The sequence below is a fragment of the Janthinobacterium sp. P210006 genome, assembly GCF_036231885.1.
GTDB classification, from domain to species: domain Bacteria; phylum Pseudomonadota; class Gammaproteobacteria; order Burkholderiales; family Burkholderiaceae_D; genus Janthinobacterium; species Janthinobacterium violaceinigrum.
Map to the genome: position 1 here is coordinate 363,642 of NZ_JAZARD010000003.1, position 18,133 is coordinate 381,774.

15 protein-coding genes are annotated in these 18,133 nt (G+C 64.2%); 4 read left to right on the forward strand and 11 right to left on the reverse strand.

Annotation, left to right across the window (positions count from 1 at the left end):
• Positions 1–39 precede the first annotated feature (39 nt).
• Complete coding sequence (locus tag VPH41_RS15635) at positions 40–1,719, forward strand: ParB-like protein (protein WP_328570710.1); 1,680 nt, start codon at positions 40–42, stop codon at positions 1,717–1,719.
• A gap of 68 nt (positions 1,720–1,787) precedes the next feature.
• Here the strand turns inward: VPH41_RS15635 and VPH41_RS15640 are convergent, their stop codons facing one another.
• The 5 genes from VPH41_RS15640 to VPH41_RS15660 all read right to left on the reverse strand — a co-directional run bounded on the left by VPH41_RS15640 (position 1,788) and on the right by VPH41_RS15660 (position 7,669).
• A complete protein-coding gene (locus VPH41_RS15640) occupies positions 1,788–2,897 on the reverse strand; it encodes an ABC transporter ATP-binding protein (protein WP_152255204.1) in 1,110 nt (369 codons plus the stop codon).
• 9 nt (positions 2,898–2,906) lie between these two features.
• Positions 2,907–3,776: a carbohydrate ABC transporter permease gene (locus VPH41_RS15645; RefSeq protein WP_034777933.1), complete on the reverse strand. Its 870-nt coding sequence runs from the start codon at positions 3,774–3,776 to the stop codon at positions 2,907–2,909.
• Positions 3,773–4,657 carry a carbohydrate ABC transporter permease gene (locus VPH41_RS15650; protein ID WP_010397323.1) on the reverse strand — a complete coding sequence of 295 codons (885 nt, stop codon included), beginning with the start codon at positions 4,655–4,657 and terminating at the stop codon, positions 3,773–3,775. Before VPH41_RS15650 ends, VPH41_RS15645 begins: the two co-directional genes overlap by 4 nt.
• 115 nt (positions 4,658–4,772) lie before the next feature.
• Positions 4,773–6,026, reverse strand: a complete 1,254-nt coding sequence (locus tag VPH41_RS15655) for an ABC transporter substrate-binding protein (RefSeq protein WP_086143001.1) — start codon at positions 6,024–6,026, stop codon at positions 4,773–4,775.
• A gap of 356 nt (positions 6,027–6,382) precedes the next feature.
• Positions 6,383–7,669 (reverse strand): maltoporin, encoded by a 1,287-nt coding sequence (locus tag VPH41_RS15660; protein WP_328570711.1) that lies wholly within the window; start codon positions 7,667–7,669, stop codon positions 6,383–6,385.
• 346 nt (positions 7,670–8,015) lie between these two features.
• Here VPH41_RS15660 and VPH41_RS15665 point away from each other — a divergent pair, with 346 nt between their 5' ends.
• Positions 8,016–9,929 carry a glucokinase gene (locus VPH41_RS15665; RefSeq protein ID WP_152255201.1) on the forward strand — a complete coding sequence of 638 codons (1,914 nt, stop codon included), beginning with the start codon at positions 8,016–8,018 and terminating at the stop codon, positions 9,927–9,929.
• The gene (locus VPH41_RS15670) at positions 9,913–10,977 is read left to right on the forward strand and encodes a LacI family DNA-binding transcriptional regulator (RefSeq protein ID WP_328570712.1); all 1,065 of its coding nucleotides are present in this window, start codon (positions 9,913–9,915) and stop codon (positions 10,975–10,977) included. The genes VPH41_RS15665 and VPH41_RS15670 overlap by 17 nt, the downstream gene beginning before the upstream one ends.
• A gap of 38 nt (positions 10,978–11,015) precedes the next feature.
• On the opposite strand, the gene VPH41_RS15675 is transcribed toward VPH41_RS15670, so the two are convergent.
• From VPH41_RS15675 to VPH41_RS15690, 4 genes are all read right to left on the reverse strand, one after another.
• A complete protein-coding gene (locus tag VPH41_RS15675) occupies positions 11,016–11,942 on the reverse strand; it encodes a carbohydrate kinase family protein (protein ID WP_328570713.1) in 927 nt (308 codons plus the stop codon).
• Positions 11,939–13,153: an AGE family epimerase/isomerase gene (locus VPH41_RS15680; protein ID WP_328570714.1), complete on the reverse strand. Its 1,215-nt coding sequence runs from the start codon at positions 13,151–13,153 to the stop codon at positions 11,939–11,941. The genes VPH41_RS15675 and VPH41_RS15680 overlap by 4 nt, the downstream gene beginning before the upstream one ends.
• Before the next feature lie 68 nt (positions 13,154–13,221).
• The gene (locus tag VPH41_RS15685) at positions 13,222–14,223 is read right to left on the reverse strand and encodes a tetratricopeptide repeat protein (RefSeq protein ID WP_328570715.1); all 1,002 of its coding nucleotides are present in this window, start codon (positions 14,221–14,223) and stop codon (positions 13,222–13,224) included.
• Positions 14,220–15,056, reverse strand: a complete 837-nt coding sequence (locus VPH41_RS15690; RefSeq protein WP_328570716.1) for a tetratricopeptide repeat protein — start codon at positions 15,054–15,056, stop codon at positions 14,220–14,222. The genes VPH41_RS15685 and VPH41_RS15690 overlap by 4 nt, the downstream gene beginning before the upstream one ends.
• A gap of 152 nt (positions 15,057–15,208) precedes the next feature.
• Between VPH41_RS15690 and VPH41_RS15695 the strand changes: the two genes are divergently transcribed.
• Positions 15,209–15,601, forward strand: coding sequence for a DUF1090 family protein (locus tag VPH41_RS15695; protein ID WP_193317509.1), 393 nt, complete (start codon positions 15,209–15,211; stop codon positions 15,599–15,601).
• 3 nt (positions 15,602–15,604) lie between these two features.
• Here the strand turns inward: VPH41_RS15695 and mmsB are convergent, their stop codons facing one another.
• Both mmsB and VPH41_RS15705 read right to left on the reverse strand, forming a co-directional pair.
• Positions 15,605–16,510: a 3-hydroxyisobutyrate dehydrogenase gene (mmsB, locus tag VPH41_RS15700; RefSeq protein WP_328570717.1), complete on the reverse strand. Its 906-nt coding sequence runs from the start codon at positions 16,508–16,510 to the stop codon at positions 15,605–15,607.
• A gap of 9 nt (positions 16,511–16,519) precedes the next feature.
• Entirely contained in the window at positions 16,520–18,034 is a 1,515-nt protein-coding gene (locus VPH41_RS15705) for a CoA-acylating methylmalonate-semialdehyde dehydrogenase (RefSeq protein ID WP_328570718.1), read from the reverse strand.
• Between the last annotated feature and the right edge of the window lie 99 nt (positions 18,035–18,133).

The following is an 18,133-nucleotide window of genomic DNA, read 5'->3' on the forward strand; positions in this document are numbered from 1 at the left end:
ATCCTGACATCTGCGCCCGCTAGCATGTCGGCACTTTTTATGCCGACATCACGGGACACCATGTACAAGAACAGCCTTCGCCGCACGACCCTATCCCTCGCCATCGCCGTGACGCTGGGCGCCAGCCTGGCTGCCTGCGGCGGCCACGACTACCGCGACGATGCCACGACGCCCGTCGCCCCCGTCGATCCCGTCACTCCCGCGCGCGTGCTGAACGTGGTGGCGGCCACCGGCAAGGCCGTGGCGAATGCCTCCGTCTCCGTGCTCGACGCCGGCAAGAATGTCGTCGGCAGCGCCACCACGGACGCGAATGGCAAAGCGGCCATCACCCTGGTTGCCACGGCGAAGGCGCCCTTCCTCGTCTCCGTCACGCCGGCAGGCGGCACCACGCTGTACGCACTGTCGCTGAAGGAAAGTGCCGTCAACCTGACGCCGCTCACCTCCGTCATCGCCATGCAGCTGCTGGGCAGCATTCCCTCGAGCGCATCCCCCGCCAGCCTGGCCGCCATCGATGCGGCCAGACTGCAAACGGCGCAGACGCAGCTGGGCAGGGCCCTGGCGGCACCCATGCAGACCCTGGGCATGGCGGCCAGCTACGACTTCGTCAACGGCGCCCTGACGCCGAACAGCAAGGACCCGGCCGACGTCCTGCTCGACAACCTGCAGGTAAAACAGAGCGGCACCGATATCGACATCGTCAATGCCAGCGGCAGCATCGTCGCGCAGATCATCGATGGCGGCGCGCCTATGGCGACCGGCAAGAGCGTGCTGGAAACGCCGCCCGTGCTCAGCGCGCGCCAGCAAGTGCTGGCCGCCACGGCCGCCGGCACCGATGCGGCGCCCGTCTTCCTGCAAGTGTCGCTCGACGAACTGCGCCCCACGCAGCCAGCCGTCGGCTACGACCAGATCTACTACAAGCTGGGCCGCTACGGCGCGGAAGACCAGATCATGGCCAAGACCAACAAGCCGAAGAAATTCGCCGAACTGTGCGAAGCCAACGGCCAGGACGACGTGCTGACGAAAACGGCCAACGTGGTCGGAGCCACCCTGAGCAACCCGCCCGCCGCCTTCCAGTGCAAGTCCGCCGTGGGCACCAAGCCGGGCGACATGAAGACCGTCGTCATCGGCCCGAACGGCACCCTGTACCTGACGGACGGCCACCACACGTTCAGCGCCTTCTGGGATGCGGACAATGGCCAGAACCATCAGCTCAAAGTGTGGGTCAAGGTGACGGACAATTTCAGCAAGCTCAATGAATACGATTTCTGGGCGCAGATGAAAAAGGTCAACAAGGTCTGGCTGAAGGATGGCGGCAACAAGGCCATCGCCACCAGCCAGCTGCCGGCGTCCATCGGCCTCAAATCGCTGGGCAACGATCCCTACCGCGCCCTCGTGTACTTCACGCGCGACGCGGGCTACGTGGTGCCATCGACGGCCACGGAATTCCTCGAATTCTATTGGGCCGACTGGCTGCGCAAGCAGGCCGGCGTCGACCTGGCCAAGACGGATACGAGCGACGCCACCGGCTACATGGCCACCATCAAGACGGCTTCGCTGGCGATGGCGGGCCTGAAGGCGGGCGACATCGTCAGCGGCGGCGTCACGGCGCAGGCGCTGGGCTGGACGGGCGTCTTCAGCCAGGCGGCGCTGGACGACCTGGTCACGCCAACGGGCAAGCTGAGCTACGCCATCGCGTATAAAAAATCGCTGGCCAAGTAAGCGCGGCGCAAACGACAACGGCCCGCCTGTCAGCTGACAGGCGGGCTGTTTTCTATCGCAGTTGCTGCTTACGCGATGCGCTCGCCGTTGGCCGGATCGAACAGGGCCGCTTTCGACAGGTTGAACGACAGCTGCATGGTCTGCCCCGGCAGCACGGCTTCGCGCGGGTGCGTGCGGCAGGTCACGGCGGCGCCGTTCAAGCGCGTCGTCAGCAGGGTGTCGGGACCGGTCGGCTCGACGAGGTCGATCAGGCAGCCCAGTTCCTGGCCCACGTCGCCGTGCGCGCTGCTCATGTCCGTGATCTGCTCCGGGCGCACGCCCAGGATCACGTCGCGGCCCGCATGGCTGCGCAGCTTGTCGGCCGGGAATGGCAGGACCAGGCGCATGCTCTTGCCCGCGTTGTCGATGACGGCAAATACCTCGTTGCCCTCGATGACAGGCTTGACGGTAATGAAGTTCATCGACGGCGAGCCGATGAAGCCGGCCACGAACAGGTTCGCCGGATTGTCGTAGATTTCCTGCGGCGTGCCCAGTTGCTGCACCACCCCATCCTTCATGACGGCGATCAGATCGCCCATGGTCATCGCCTCGATCTGGTCATGCGTGACGTAGACGATGGTGGCTTTCAGGCGCTGGTGCAGCAGCTTGATCTCGGCGCGCATTTCCACGCGCAGCTTGGCGTCCAGGTTCGACAGCGGTTCGTCGAACAGGAACAGCGACGGCTTGCGCGAAATGGCGCGGCCCATGGCCACGCGCTGGCGCTGGCCGCCCGACAGCTGCGCCGGACGGCGGTCCAGCAAGTGCGTGATCTGCAGCGTTTCGGCCACGCGGGCGACGATTTCTTCCTGCTCCGCCTTCGGCACTTTTTTCACGTTCAGGCCGAACGCGATGTTTTCGCGCACTGTCATCGACGGGTACAGCGCATACGACTGGAACACCATGGCGATGTCGCGGTCCTTCGGCGGCAGGTCGTTGACCACCTTGCCGTCGATGAGGATTTCGCCCGACGTGACGCTTTCCAGGCCGGCCACCATATTGAGCAAGGTCGACTTGCCGGAGCCGGAGCCGCCGACGAGGATCAGGAACTGGCCATCCTTGATTTCGATGTCGATGCCCTTGAGGACTTCGACGCCATTCGTGTACACCTTGCGGATGCTGCGTATCGATAAACTGGACATATTCTTTCCTTAACCTTTGACTGCGCCTGCGGTCAGACCGCGCACAAAATAACGGCCTGCGACCAGATAGACCAGCAGGGTCGGCAGCGCGGCAATCACCGCGGCAGCCATGTTGACGTTGTATTCCTTCACGCCCGTGGACGTGTTGACCAGGTTGTTCAAGCCCACCGTGATCGGCTGCGAATCGCCGCTGGCGAACACGATGCCGAACAGGAAGTCGTTCCAGATCTGCGTGAATTGCCAGATGATGCAGACGACGAAAATCGGACCCGAAATCGGCAGCACGATCTTGCGGAAGATCAGGAAGAAGCCGGCACCGTCGATGCGCGCCGCCTTGATCAGCTCTTCCGGCACGCCGATATAGTAGTTGCGGAAGAACAGGGTCGTGAAGGCCGTGCCATACACCACGTGCACGAAGACGAGGCCCGTGGTGGTATTGGCCAGGCCGAATTCGCCCAGCAGGCGCGCCATCGGCAGGATCACCACCTGGAACGGAATGAAGCAGCCCACCAGCAAGGCGGCAAACAGGATTTCCGAACCGCGGAAGCGCCAGTGCGCGAACACATAGCCGTTGAAAGCGCCCAGGAAGGTCGAGATCAGCACGGCGGGAATCACCATCTTGATCGAGTTCCAGAAGAACGGCTGCATGCCGTCGCAGGTGACGCCCGTGCAAGCCGAGGACCAGGCCTTGGACCAGGAATCGAACTGCCACACGTGCGGCAGTGCCAGCAGGTTGCCGCTGCGGATCTCGTCGAGCGACTTGAACGACGTCGACAGGGTCACGTACAGGGGCACGATGTAGTACACCGCAAACAGGATCAGCAGCAGGTATACAACCACCCGTCCGAGGGTGAGGCGATTATTGCGTGTAGGTGTCATCTCATCGCCTTTGCGCTGCGCGTTTCCAGGTACATCAGCGGCACGAGCACGGCCACGATGGTGGCCAGCATCATCATTGCCGATGCCGAGCCCAGGCCCAGCTGGCCGCGGGTGAAGGAAAACTGGTACATGAAGATGGCCGGCACGGACGACGAGTTGCCAGGTCCGCCAGCCGTCAGTGCGATGACCAGGTCGAAGCTCTTGATGGCGATATGCGCGAGGATCAGCAGCACGCTGAAGAACACGGGACGCATGGCGGGAATCACGATGCGCCAGTAAATCGTCGGCAAGGACGCGCCATCGACTTGCGCCGCCTTGATGATTTCATCATCGATGCCGCGCAGGCCCGCCAGGAACAGGGCCATGACGAAGCCCGACGATTGCCAGACGCCGGCGATCACCACCGTGTAGATGGCCATGTCGGAGTTCACCAGCCAGTCGAAGGTAAACGAGGTCCAGCCCCAGTCGTGCATGACCTTTTCCAGGCCCAGGCTGGGATTGAGCATCCATTTCCAGGCCGTGCCGGTGACGATGAAGGACAGCGCCATCGGATACAGGTAGATGGCGCGCAGCGCGCCTTCGGCGCGGATTTTCTGGTCCAGCAGGATGGCCAGGAACAGGCCGATGGCGATGCTGCAACCGATGAACAGGACACCGAAGATGCCGAGGTTCTTGAGCGAGGTCCACCAGCGCTCATTGTCGAACAGCTCGACGTATTGCACCAGGCCGGCGAACTCGTAGTTCGGCATCAGCCGCGATTCGGTCAGCGACAGCCAACCGGTCAAAAAGATAAAACCATAGACGAATACCAAGCTGGCGATGAGCGTGGGGCCCAGCACCATCTGCGGTATCCATCGGTCGAATTGCTTGCGTATGGACATAGGACAGCCGTAGAAGTAGAACTGCGTGTGGCGCCGGCCTGGACGAACGCCAGGGCGGGCGCCTGCGATGCATGCGATGCAGAGGGCGCCGGCGGGAGTGCCGGCGCCGTCGTGATTACTTCACTTTTGCCGCTTTGGCCAATGCGGCAACCGCGTCTTTCGAGCTCATGTTGGTGTTCATGAACTTGGCGATGACGTCGGTCACGGCGCCTTGCGTGGCCGATGGCAGCGCCATGCCGTGAGCGAACGATGGCACCAGGCCGCCGTTCTTGTTGGTGGCGTCCATGTCTTCCATCGATTTCAGGGCGCAAGCGTCAAACTTGTCCTTGGAAACGCCGGAACGCACGGGGATGGAACCCTTGTTCAGGTTGAAGATCGACTGGAACTTCGGATTCATGATGGCGTTGGCCAGGGCGATCTGCCCTTTCTTCGCATTCGCATCCTTTTGCGTGAACATGGCAAACGAATCGATGTTGAAGGTGTAGGCCTTGTCCGTGCCAGGAGCGGCCACGCACAGGTAGTCCTTGCCCGGTACCTTGCCGGCAGCCGTGAACTCGCCCTTGGCCCAGTCGCCCATGAACTGGAAGCCGGCCTTGTTGTTGATGACCATGGCGGTGGCCAGGTTCCAGTCGCGGCCTGCCGCATCCTTGTCGATGTAGGTCTTCACCTTGCCCAAGGTGTCGAACACCTTGAGCATGGTCGGGCCCGTCAATTCCTTCTGGTCCAGCTTGAGGATGGCCTTTTTGTAGAATTCCGTGCCGCCCACGCCCAGCGCGACGGATTCGAACACGGTGGCGTCCTGCCATGGCTGGCCGCCGTGGGCGATCGCGATGCCGCCCGATTTCTTGATTTTCTCGGCCGCGTCGAAGAACGCATCCCAGGTGGTCGGAGTGGTGGCCACGCCGGCTTTTTTCAGCACTTCCGGATTGACCCACATCCAGTTGACGCGGTGGACGTTGACGGGAGCGGCGACGTAGTGGCCCTTGTATTTCATGATGTCGGCGACGACTTTCGGCAGCACGGCATCCCATTTTCCTGGAATGGCGGCATCATCGATATTGGCCAGCACGCCTTCCGCGCCCCACTCCTGGATCGACGGGCCCTTGATCTGGGCGGCCGTTGGCGGATTGCCGGAAATGACGCGGGTTTTCAGCGCGGTCGCGGCGTTTTCGCCAGCGCCGCCAGCCACGGCGAAGTCTTTCCAGCCGAAGCCGCTTTCTTTCACGATTTGCTGCAACTGGCCCACGGACTTCGCTTCGCCGCCGGAGGTCCAGTAGTGCAACACTTCCACGTCGGTCGCAAAGGCGCTGCCAGCAAATGCCAGGGTGGTCAATGCGGCCAGTTGGGTAATCTTGAATTTCAGTTTCATCTCCACATTCCTTTTTTGATCAAGCTTTTAGGGGGCTTCGGCATACGGGGGCCGAAAAAGGTGAAATCTGCGCCTGTACCGGCGCTCTTGTGCTCAGACCCGCTTGCAAACGGGCATCATCTTGGTATAAAGACGGCGCCGTGATCCATGAAATGACTACATTGCATTTATATCACGGGACGGCGCCAAAAACGCATCCGCGAAGGATGCGCCAGGTTGATCTGCATTACAAACATCAACACTGAACAAAACCGTCGCGAGCGGCAGCGATTTGTGGCCAGGAAGCGCAACCGGGCTGGAGCACGGTGAGCATCGCAGGCCGCAAAGCGCGCCGTGCAGCAGGTTTGGTCCGGTGTTTAGAACCAGGTTTCCACTTGGAAGCCGTAGGACGTGCCGCTGGTATTGTTGTTGTAGATCGGGCCGCCGTTGTTCGATGCGTTGACCGAGGCGGTGGCTGCATCGTTCCATTTGCCGTAGGTGACAAAGGCGCGCAGTTCAGGACGCGACCACAGGCCAGGACCGGCCGAGATCGTCGGCGCGATGGTCAGCTTGGTCAGGCGCTTGGCCGGCAGGCCGCCCGCTTGCGTCACGCGGTCCGTACCCAGTTCGCCCACCAGCTTGAAGTTGTTGGTGAATGCGTACACAGGACGCACGCCGACCGAGGTCCAGGTCGAGGAACCGTTGGCGTTGGACTCGTCTTTTTGCCACAGGGCGACGAATTCCATGCCGAAGTTGGCCAGGGGCTGGATCGCCATGTCATTGAAGATGCGCGTGCGTTTGACGTCCGAGCCGAAATTGGTGTCGCCCGACGCGCCGAACTGCGCGCCCTTGCCCGTGCCAGGGCCGACGCCGTATTGCACGCCGAAGGTATTGCCGCCGCCGAAGACTTTGGCTTGACGGTGGAATGCCGACAGCTGCCAGCCGTTGTGTTTCTTGCCGTATAAGTCGTTGTCCTTGCCTTCACCGATGATGTAGGTGGCGGCCAGGTCCAGGGTGCCGTTTTCATTGACGGGAATCTCGCCGTAGATGAAGTTCTGGCGCACGGCGGACTTGGTGCTGACGACGCCGGTCGGCGACACGGTGTTGATGTCGTTGTCCTTGAAGAAGGCGTACGAGAATTTGCCTGGGCCGGCAGGAATGCGGTCCAGACCGGCACCCGTGCCGTTCATATTGATGTATTGCAAGTCCAGCATGTGGATGTCAGGACGGTAGTAGAAACGTTTACCGATCCAGGCCGTGCCGCCGTTCAGGAAATCGAGTCCCTGCGCTTCGACATAGGCCTTGACGATGCCCAGCTTGTTGTCGCCGAAATCCGAGTTTGGCGCATACGCGTTGACCCAGATGGTGGCCAGGTAGTTGACGCCGCCGGAATTGGCGATGGACTTGGTGTAGCCGAATTCCGTGTAGGCGTCGCACTCATTGCCCAGACGGTATTTCATGGTATTGCCGCCCAGGCCGAAGCAGCCTTGCGAACCGCCGTCGCCCGACGTATTGCTGCCGGCGCCAGCGCGCAGGTAGCCATGGAAGCCTTCGGAATCGGATGGATACATTGGATCGGCGGCAGCGGAACCGCTGGCGATGGCTAAGACGATGGCAGCTGGCAGTGCTTTCAACACGGCCTTCAACATGGTGCGATGCAGCATGGTAAGTCTCCTCAGTAATTTGTTTTTATCTAGTCATTCGTGGCCGAATGTACTGGCCAGAATTCTTTCCAGCAGGGACATAGTAACTATACTACGAACAAATATCAACATATTATGTTGTAATCCTACGACTACTCTGCGACACTTTATTTGCGTACCGAGATGCGCGTTGACTGCCCTGTTTTTTCCCGCTGACGCCACCCTTTCTGGCACGCTGGACAAGCAATTGCGCAGGCATCCCGCATTTTTCGGCACGCGGCACGTATACGAATTAAAATCCTTGGTTTTTGCCCATAACGACAGTGCGCCGCCACGACAGCGCACGCAGACGAGACTAAGCACCGCCATGAAAATTGATGAAAAAATGGAAGTAGCAGGCAGCGATCCGGCGGAGCGTTTCAGTGATGGGCCGCGCCTGCTGGCAGACATCGGCGGCACCAATGCCCGCTTCGTGCTCGAAACGCGCCAGGGCCACCTGGAAGCGGTGGCCGTGCTGCCCTGCGACGACTACGCTTCGCTGCTCGACGCCATCACCGCCTATATCGATAGCAGCGAGGCGCGCGCCGCCGGTTCGGCGCGCGTGCGCCATGCCGCCATCGCCATCGCCAATCCCATCGACGACGACAATATCCGCATGATGAACCATCACTGGTTCTTCTCGATCGAAGCCATGCGCGAAGCGCTGGGCCTCGATACCTTGCTCGTCGTGAACGACTTCACGGCGCTGGCCATGGCCCTGCCCTACCTGCGGCCCGACCAGCGCCTGCAGATCGGCGGCGGCATGGCGCGCGCCGACAGCGTCATCGGCCTGCTCGGTTCGGGCACGGGCCTGGGCGTGTCGGGCATGATCCCCGCGGAAGACCGCTGGATCGCACTGGGCAGCGAAGGGGGCCACGTCAGCTTCGCCCCGTGCGACCAGCGCGAGATGGACGTGCTGTCCTTCGCCTGGCGCGAACTGTCGCACGTCTCGGCCGAACGGCTCGCCTCCGGACGGGGGCTGGAACTGATCTACCGCGCCCTGTCCGAACGCGCCGGCAAGCCCGATGCGCTGCCGCTGCTGGCGGCCGAAATCACCAGCCGCGCCCTGAACAACGAATGCGACGTGTGCATCGAAGCGGTGGACTGCTTCTGCGCCATCCTCGGCTCCATCGCCGGCAACGTGGCCATGACCCTGGGCGCGCTGGGCGGCATCTATATAGGCGGCGGCATCGTGCCGCGCCTGGGCCCCCTGTTCGAACAGTCGCAGTTCCGTGCCCGCTTCGAGCAAAAGGGCCGCCTGAACGAATACCTGGCGCAGATCCCCACCTTTTTGATCACGGCCGAACTGCCCACGTTCCTGGGCATCGCCGCCATCCTGGCGCAAAAGCTCAAGCGCGCCCATTCCGGCGCGCCCGTGCTCGAATCCGTGCGCCAGGCTCGCGGACGCATGAGCCCTTCGGAATGCAAGGTGGCCGACTGGGTCCTGAAGGAGCCGAACGCCATGCTGACCCTGCCGATCGCCGAAATCGCCCAGCGGGTGGGCGTGAGCCAGCCGACCGTGATGCGCTTTTGCCGCTCGATCGGCGTGCAGGGCCTGGCCGATTTCAAGCTGAAGCTGGCCTCCGGCCTGACGGGCGGCGCCATCACGGTGGCGCACTGCCATGTGGAGATTTCGGACTCCGATGCGGAACTGGCGCGCAAGGTACTGGGCAACAACGCCTCGGCCGCGCTGGCCATGCGCGACATGCTCGACGTGAAGGCGCTGACGGCCGCCATCGAACTGCTGCGCGGCGCGCAGCGCGTGGAATTGCTGGCCGTGGGCAGCGCCCGCGTGGTGGCCGACGACATGCAGCACAAGCTGCTCAACCTGGGCATCGTCAGCAGCTTCTTTGCCGATCCGCAGGCGCAGGAAATGAGCGCCGCCATGCTCAAGCCGGGCGACGTGGCGCTGGTCATTTCCCGTTCGGGCGCCCTGCCCGAGCTGCTGCGCACCGTCAAGGTGGCGCAGGGCTGCGGCGCGCGCGTGCTGGCGATTACGGCCAGCGGTTCGCCGCTGGCCAAGCTGGCCGACGTGCTGCTGACCCTGAACCACCCGGAAGGCAACCTCAATTTCGTGCCCATGATCGTGCGCCTGCTGCAGCTGATGATGCTCGATATCCTGTCGGTGGGCCTGGCGCGGCGCGACACGGCGCAGCGCACCAGCGCCGCCGAGCTGGAAGAGGGACAACTGCACGGCATGCGCATCAGCGGCAAGCTGAAATTCGGTGGCCACCTCGAATAAGGCGGCCCAGGCCGCATTGGATGCCGCCAGCGGCGCCACCGTGCACGACGTGGCGCGCATGGCCGGCGTATCGGCCATGACAGTGTCGCGCGTGATCAACGGGCGCGCCAGCGTCAGCACGGCCACGCGCGACAAGGTCGAGGCGGCGATTGCCGCCCTGCGCTACCAGCCCAACCTGGCGGCCCGCGCCGCCCGCACGGGCACCCTGCGCATCGGCCTGCTGTACAGCAACCCCAGCGCGGCCTTCCTCAGCGAATTTTTAGTTGGCGCCATGGACCAGTGCCGCCAGGGCGGCGGCCAGCTGCTGCTCGAGCGCTGCGGCGACCTGGCCAGCCAGCGCACCGCCATCGACTGCCTGGTGGCGGCCGGCGTGGACGGCATCCTCGTGCCGCCGCCCCTGTGCGATTCGCCGGAAGTGCTGGCCCAGCTGAACGGCATGGGCATCCCCGCCATCGCCGTGGCCACGGCGCGCCCCTCGCCCGGCGTCTCGGCCGTGCGCATCGACGATTACGAAGGCGCGCTGGCCATGACGCGCCATCTGCTCGCACTGGGCCACCGCGACATCGGCTTCATCGAGGGCGACCCGGAACACACGCCCGCCCTGCTGCGCCGCCAGGCCTTCGAGGACGGCATGCGGGAAGCGGGCCTGCAGGTGCCGCCGCACCGGGTGGTGCAAGGCTACTTCACCTACCGTTCGGGGCTCGATGCGGCGCGCCAGCTGCTGGCGCAAGCACCGCACCCCAGCGCCATCTTCGCCAGCAACGACGACATGGCCGCCGCCACCCTGGCAGTGGCGCACGGCATGGGCTTGCAGGTGCCGCAGGACGTCAGCGTGTGCGGCTTCGACGACACGCCCGTGGCCACCACCGTGTGGCCCGAGCTGACCACGATCCACCAGCCCATCGCCGACATGGCGCGCGCCGCCGTCAATCTCGTCATCGACGAGATCCGCCAGCGCCGCAGCGGGGAAACGGCGCCCGCCACGCATCATCTGATGGCGTACACCCTGATGGCGCGGGCGTCGACGGGCCCCGTTACGCAGGCGTAGACCCGCCGGCTCTGAGCCCGGCATTGACCGCAGAACTGCTACTGCTGGCGCACCACCGTGCGCGCCGCCAGCGACTCCACCAGTTCCACCGATGGGGGTGAACCGCCGGCCGCCAGGCAGGCGCCCGCCCCGGCCGCGACGGCAAAGCGCAAGTGCTGGCCGCCGCCCGCATCGGGCCGGTACATCAGGCTGTACAGCAAGCCGCCGATGCTGGCGTCGCCCGCGCCCACCGAATCGACCACCTCGATGGCAGGCGGTGCCGCCTGCCATGTGTGCTCGCCCTGATACAGGGCAGCGCCCTGCGCGCCACGCGTATACAAATAGGTGGCTTGCGGATTCCAGCCGCGCAGCACGCCAAACGCGCCATCGATGTCGTCGTGGCGAAACAGGCCCGCCAGGTCTTCGTCCGACACTTTCACCACGTCGGCCAGCGCCACCATGCAGCGCAGGGTGGCGTCGTAGCGCTCGTCCATCATGACGCGGAAATTCGGGTCGTAGCTGATCTTCACGCCCGCCGCCTTCAGTTCCTGCGCCAGCGCCACCAGCTTGCCCGCCAGCGGTTCGCGCGCCAGGCTGATGCCGCCGAAGTGCGCCCATTGCGCCCCCTGCATCCAGCCGCCCGGCAGCTGCGCCGCGTCGAAATGCAGGTCGGCGCTGTCGTCGCCGATGAAGTAATAGGTGGGCGGATGCAGTTCATGCACGATGGCCAGCAGCGGCGACTTCGCCTGGCGCTGCAAAAAGCGCATGTCCAGGCCTGCCGCTTCGGTGGCAGCGGCCAGCGCATCGCCGAACACGTCGCGGCTGACGGCACCGGCAAAGGCGCTGGGCACGCCCAGGCGCGCCATCACGCGCGCCACGTTCCAGGTCGAGCCGCCCACCTGGCTGCTCCAGGAGTCGGCGCCCGTGCGCAGCATGTCCGTCAGCGCTTCGCCGGCCGATACAAAAGTGGGGAAAACGCCGTTCATGCGGCACCGCCGATCACGTTCAGCACTTCATAGCAGGCGCCCATGGTGTGGTAATCGACCTTGCCGGCCGGGCTTTTCTCGTCGCTGATTTTCTGGTTCCCGGGCGTGAGGATGCGGTACCAGGCGCCGTGTTCATGGTCGACGAAGTGCCGCCAGCTGTAATCCCAGATCTTGTCGTAGCTGAGCCAGTAGGCGTCGTCGCCCGTGCGCGCGGCCAGCACGGCGGCAGCGGCAAAGCTTTCCGCCTGCACCCAGAAGTATTTGTCGCCGTCGCAGATCTCGTCCTGCGGACCGAAACCGTAATGGATGCCGCCATGCGCGCCATCCCAGGCCTTGGCCAGCGCCGTGTCGTACAGGGCGCGCGCACGGGGCAGCAGCCAGTCCGACGGACCGGCCATGAACCGGCTGTGGCGCGCCATGATCAGCAGCAGCTTGGCCCATTCCGTGAAGTGGCCCGGCTGGTAGCCCCAAGGACGGAAGATATTGCTCTTGTCGTGCAGATTGTATTCCCAGTCGATCGACCAGTCGGGTTTGTAGTGCTCCCAGATCATGCCGTTCGCCAGACCTGCCTGGCGCACGGTGATGTTGTGCGCCAGGGTTTCCGCGCGGTGCAGGTAGCGCGCCTCGCCCGTCGCCTCAAAAGCGGCCAGCATCGCTTCGCAGGCATGCATATTGGCGTTCTGGCCCCGGTAGCCGTCCAGCGTGACCCAGTCGGCGCTGGCCACGTCCGCGTACAGGCCGTGTTCGGGCAGCCAGAAACGCTGCTCCATCAATTCGAAGGTTTCATCCAGGTAGGCGTGCGCTTCCGTCACGCCAGCTTGCAAGGCATGCGCATACGCGAGCAGCACGAAGGCCAGGCCGTAGCAGTGGTTGGCGCCGTCTTCCACCGTCTTGACGCCGTCTTGCCACTTCAGTTGCCAGGCGTAGCCGCCCGTGGCCGGGTCGCGGTGCGCATCGCGCAAGAAGGCCACGCCGTGGCGCAGGGCCGCCTGGTAATCGTCACCGCCGAAATGGCGGTATGCCATGGCGTAGTTGAAGATGAAGCGCGTGCTGCTGACCAGGTGGCGCGTGCTGGCGTCGTACACGGTGCCGTCGTCGCGGAAAAAGTGATAGAAGCCGCCGCTCGGGTCAACAGCGCGCGGGTGATAAAAGTGCATCGTGTGCAGGATATGCTTTTCGAGCATGTCCCTGGAGCGGAAATCGGGATTCATGGGTCTCTCATGATATTGTTATCGATAACAATGATGATAGCATGCCGTTTTCGCGCCGTCTCGGTCTATCAGGGGACTTTGCTCTCCCGCAGTTTTTCCCGCCACAGCGCCGCGCGCATGGGGCTGGCCTGCTGTCCCAGCTCGCCCTTATCGTACACCTTGACGAGCCGCTCGATGGCTTCCGCGTCGCCCTGCTTCGCCGCCAGCAGGTACAACTCGAAGGGCTTGGGCGCCGGCCCTTGCCGCGTCGCTCCGCCACGCCCCTGTTCCAGCAGGCGCGCAAAACCCGTCTGGCCCGGCGGGCTTTTGGCGATGGCCGCCATCTCGTACCAGCCCAGGGCCGCCTCGTCGCTCTGCGGCGCGCCCCGCCCCACTTCATACGCATACGCCACATTGTTCAAGCCGGAGGGATCGAGCGCCTTGGCCGCCTTCATGTACCAGGTGAATGCTTCCTTGCGCTGCGCCTCGTCCTGCGCCATCATCATCAGGCGGTAGCCGATTTCATTGTAGGCAGGGATGAAGCCGTTTTCCGCATAATATTTCAGCCAGTGCAGCGCGTGCGCCTGTTCTTCCGCGCTGCTGTGGATATTCTCAAAGTGCTGGGCCACCGTGAAATTGGCCAGTTCCACGCCTTGCGCGGCGCCCTTGCGCGACCAGTATTCGCCAAGCTTGCGGTCCACTGCCATGCCCTGGCCAAGCGTATAGGCGACGCCCAGGAAGGCTTGCGCGGGACCGTTGCCGCCTTCGGCCGCCTTCTTCAGCCACGCCAGGCCCCGGTCGCGGTCGCGCGGCGTGCCCACGCCCTCGTGCAGCATCTGCGACAGTTCCAGCTGGGCGGCCGTATCGCCCCCTTCCGCCGCGCGGCGCGCCTTGTCGAAAGCGGCGACCTTGTCCGGCGACATGTCGGCCGGGCGGTCGATCACGGCCTGCACGCGCGCGCGCATGTCATCGAGGCCGGACATATCGAATTCGACCAGCGCCGGATGCTGGCGCGGTTCGCTGGTGGACGCCGGCTGCGCCAGCACGGGCTGCGCCAGGGCCAGGCTCAATACAAACAGGATGGTCTTCATTTCTTTTCTGCCTCTGCCACTGCCTCTGCCAGTTTATCGCGCCATTCGGCGGCGTCTTCGGCACTCGCCTGTTCTCCCAGTTCGCCCTTGACATACACCTCGATCATGCGCCGCATGGCGGGCAGGTCGCCGCTCCATCCGGCCCGCTCGTACCAGACCAGGGCCCACTTGTCCGACTGCGCCACGCCCAGGCCCAGCTCATGTGCGCGGGCCAGGTTGCGCATACCGGCCGGCTCCTTTTCACGCGCCGACCTGTAATACCAGTGGAAAGCCTCGCCGCGGTCCTGTTCATCGACGGCCGCGCGCATCAGGTGCTCGCCCAGCGCATTGTAGGCGGGCACAAAGTGCTGCTCGTTCGCCGCCGCCTTCAGCCAGGTGATGGCCAGCGCCTGCTCTTCGGCACTGCTGCCGCCATCGATGAATTCCATCGCCAGGATGGTTTGCGCCTCTGCGTCGCCCTGCGCCACGCCCTTGCGCAGCCAGTATTCGCCCTGCACGCGGTCGATGGGTACCTTGCCGCCCAAGGTGTAGGCCACTCCCATGGCCGCCTGCGCAGGCGCATAGCCGCCTTCGGCCGACTTGCGTATCCAGGCCATCGACTGCGCCGTGTCCTGCGGCGTGCCGACGCCCAGCTGCAGCATGCGCGCCAGTTGCAGCTGCGCCTCCACGTCGCCCGTTTCCGCCACGCGCCGGGTCTCGGCAAATTCGGCGATGCTTTCCGGGCTATGGCTAGCCGCCTCAGCCCTGACCTTGATGGCGAGCAGCTGCAGGTCGAGCAAGGTGGGCGAGGTCTGGGCCAGGAGCGGCAACGGCAGCAGGAAAGGAATCAGCAAAAGAAATTTCTTGGGCATGCGAAGGTATCGGGAAGAAGAAAACACGCATGGTAGCCGATGCCATGCCAGACAGGCGCGCACTGCACGGGAAGTTTGACAGCGCACGCTGGCAGGCTTACATTGCACGAGCCCACCACTTACACAGGAATGCCATGAACCGCCTATCGAAAACCGCCTTGACCTTGCTCGTCGCCCTCGCCGCCAGCGGCGGCGCCAGCGCCGCCGACACCCAGCTGACGGGCTGCGCCGCAAAGCGCGAAGGCATCCGCAGCGAATTGCGCCAGGCGCAGGAACAGGGCCTGTCCGACAAGGTCGCGGGCCTCACGCGCGCGCTCGACGAAGTCAACGCCCACTGCCGCGACAGTACCCTGGTCGAGCGCCACAACAAGAAAATCGTCAAGGCGCAGGCCAAGGTGAACCAGACGGAGCGTTCGCTGCGCCTGGCCCAGGAAGCCAATAAAGAGCCGAAGAAGATCGCCAAGCTGGAAGGCAAGCTGGAAAAAGCCAAGGCGGAATTAGCCGCCCTGCAGGCCCAGCAGCCTTAAGCCTTACGCCTTCTCGCCCAGCAGCTGATAGATGCTGGAAAAATCCAGCGCGCCCGACCCCGCCTTGCTGTGCAAGCTGTACAGATTGCGCGACAAGGCACCCAGCGGCACGCTCGCCCCGCTGGCCAGCGCGCTTTCCACGGCCAGGCCCAGGTCCTTGAGCATCAGGTCGACGCCGAAGCCGCCCGTGTAGCCGCGCGACGCGGGCACGTTCTCGGCCACGCCGGGGCACGGGTTGTACACCTCCAGGGTCCAGTTGCGGCCCGAGCTTTTCGCCATCACGTCCGACACCACCTTCGGGTCCAGGCCATTGGCCACGCCCAGGCGTATCGCTTCGCTGGTGCCGATCATCAGTATCCCCAGCAGCATGTTGTTGCAGATCTTGACCGTCTGCCCGCAGCCTGAACCGCCCGCGTGGAAGATGGCCTTGCCCATGATTTCCAGATAGGGCCGCGCCGAGTCCAGCGCCGATGCTTCGCCGCCCACCATGAAGGTCAGGGTGCCGTTGGTGGCCCCCGCCGTGCCGCCCGACACGGGCGCGTCCAGCATGGGCAAGCCCTTGTCCTGCGCGGCGCGACCCACCTGGCGCGCCGCCTCGGTGGAAATCGTCGAGCAGTCGATCAGCAGGGTGCCGGGCCGCGCCTGCGCCAGGATGCCCGTCTCGCCCAAAGGGTTACCCAAATAAGCACCCAGCACGTGGCGGCTGGCCGGCAGCATGGTGATGACGATGTCGGCGGCCCGGATCGCCGCCGCCTGGTCATCGGACACGAGGCCGCCGCCGTCGGCAAACTGCTGCACGCTGGCCGGCACCAAATCAAAACCCGTCACCGCATGGCCGGCCCGCACGAGGTTTTGCGCCATGGGCAAGCCCATGTTGCCCAGGCCGATGAAAACGATGTTTGTGCTCATCGCCGCCCCTTATTTCATCGAGATGGTGGTATTGACGCCGCTGCCGCCATCGTCCGGGGCGAACCAGCGCGCCGTGACGGTCTTGGTCTGCGTCCAGAAGTACAAGGCCTGCTTGCCGTTCGGGCCCAAATCGCCCAGTTTCGACGCGCGCGATCCCGTGAAGCTGAAATAGGCGACGGGCACGGGGATGGCCACGTTGATGCCCACCTGGCCCACGTCGATCTCGTTCTGGAACTTGCGCCCTGCCCAGCCGGACGAGGTGAAGATCGAGGTGCCGTTGCCGTTCGGGTTGGCGTTGATGAAGGCGATGGCCTGGTCCAGCGTATCCGTCTCCACGACGCACATGGCGGGGCCGAAGATTTCCTGCGTGTAGACGGAGTTCGATGCTTCCACCTTGGAGAAGATCGTCGGCCCCATGAAGTTGCCGCCTTCGTAGCCGGCCACCTTGTGGCCGCGGCCGTCGAGCAGCAGCTGCGCGCCTTCGTCCACGCCCGCCTGGATCAGCTTTTCCGCGCGCTGCATGGCTGCTTTCGAGACCATCGGCCCCAGGTCCGCCTCGCGGTCGCTGCCCGGCCCCACTTTCAGGGCCTGCGAGCGGGCGACGATTTCCGGCAGCCAGGAACGGGCCTCGCCCACCAGCACGACGACGGAATTGGCCATGCAGCGCTGGCCGGCCGCGCCGAACGCGGCGCCGATCAGGTTATTGATCGCCTGTTCCTTGTTGGCGTCGGCCAGCACGACGCAATGGTTTTTCGCGCCCATCATCGATTGCGCGCGCTTGCCCGATTCGCTGGCGCGGCGGTACACATGCGTGCCCACGTGGGTGGAGCCGATGAAGGACACGGCCTTGATGTCGGGATGGTCGCACAGCATGTTGACGACGTCGGCGCCGCCATGCACGACGTTCAGCACGCCGGCCGGCAAGCCCGCCTGGTACATCAGCTCGACCAGGTACATGGTCGAGGATGGGTCCTGTTCCGACGGTTTCAGCACGAAGGTATTGCCGCAGGCGATAGCGATGGGGAACATGAAGCACGGCAGCATGACGGGGAAGTTGAATGCCGTGATGCCGGCGCCCACGCCCAGCGGCTGATAGATATTGTAGACATCGACGCCATTGGCCGCGTTTTCCGCGATCTCGCCCAGCTGCAGGGTGGCGATCGAGCACGCGTGCTCCACCACTTCCAGGCCCCGCATCACTTCCCCTTCCGCGTCGGGCAGGGTCTTGCCGTGCTCGCGCGTGATCAGTTCGGCCAGGGCGCCTATGTTTTCGCGGATCAGGTGCTGGTACTTGAGCATGATGCGCATGCGCGCCGCCAGCGGGGTATTGCGCCAGGTCTTGAACGCTTCCTTGGCCGTGGCGACGGCCAGGTTCACTTCATCGGGCGTGGAAAACGGCACCCTGGCGACGAGTTCCTGCGTGGCCGGGTTGACGACGTCGCGCCATTCCGTGCTGGTCGAGGCGTGGTGCTTGCCGCCGATATGCAGGGGGACGGCGGGGACTTGGGTGAGGGCTTGGTTCATTTTTTGAGACTCCATGATGTCGGTATTGGTTGAATTCACCCCAAAGTCGAAACTGCCGGGGTCAGTTCCTTCGGAATCGGGATTTTCCCCATTGGGGGA

Bases quoted from the DNA above. Each gene is read 5' to 3' on its own strand.
- VPH41_RS15635 (WP_328570710.1), top strand. From the start codon at position 40: ATGCCGACATCACGGGACACCATGTACAAGAACAGCCTTCGCCGCACG.
- VPH41_RS15640 (WP_152255204.1), bottom strand. From the start codon at position 2,897: ATGTCCAGTTTATCGATACGCAGCATCCGCAAGGTGTACACGAATGGC.
- VPH41_RS15645 (WP_034777933.1), bottom strand. From the start codon at position 3,776: ATGACACCTACACGCAATAATCGCCTCACCCTCGGACGGGTGGTTGTA.
- VPH41_RS15650 (WP_010397323.1), bottom strand. From the start codon at position 4,657: ATGTCCATACGCAAGCAATTCGACCGATGGATACCGCAGATGGTGCTG.
- VPH41_RS15655 (WP_086143001.1), bottom strand. From the start codon at position 6,026: ATGAAACTGAAATTCAAGATTACCCAACTGGCCGCATTGACCACCCTG.
- VPH41_RS15660 (WP_328570711.1), bottom strand. From the start codon at position 7,669: ATGCTGCATCGCACCATGTTGAAGGCCGTGTTGAAAGCACTGCCAGCT.
- VPH41_RS15665 (WP_152255201.1), top strand. From the start codon at position 8,016: ATGAAAATTGATGAAAAAATGGAAGTAGCAGGCAGCGATCCGGCGGAG.
- VPH41_RS15675 (WP_328570713.1), bottom strand. From the start codon at position 11,942: ATGAACGGCGTTTTCCCCACTTTTGTATCGGCCGGCGAAGCGCTGACG.
- VPH41_RS15680 (WP_328570714.1), bottom strand. From the start codon at position 13,153: ATGAATCCCGATTTCCGCTCCAGGGACATGCTCGAAAAGCATATCCTG.
- VPH41_RS15685 (WP_328570715.1), bottom strand. From the start codon at position 14,223: ATGAAGACCATCCTGTTTGTATTGAGCCTGGCCCTGGCGCAGCCCGTG.
- VPH41_RS15695 (WP_193317509.1), top strand. From the start codon at position 15,209: ATGAACCGCCTATCGAAAACCGCCTTGACCTTGCTCGTCGCCCTCGCC.
- mmsB (WP_328570717.1), bottom strand. From the start codon at position 16,510: ATGAGCACAAACATCGTTTTCATCGGCCTGGGCAACATGGGCTTGCCC.
- VPH41_RS15705 (WP_328570718.1), bottom strand. From the start codon at position 18,034: ATGAACCAAGCCCTCACCCAAGTCCCCGCCGTCCCCCTGCATATCGGC.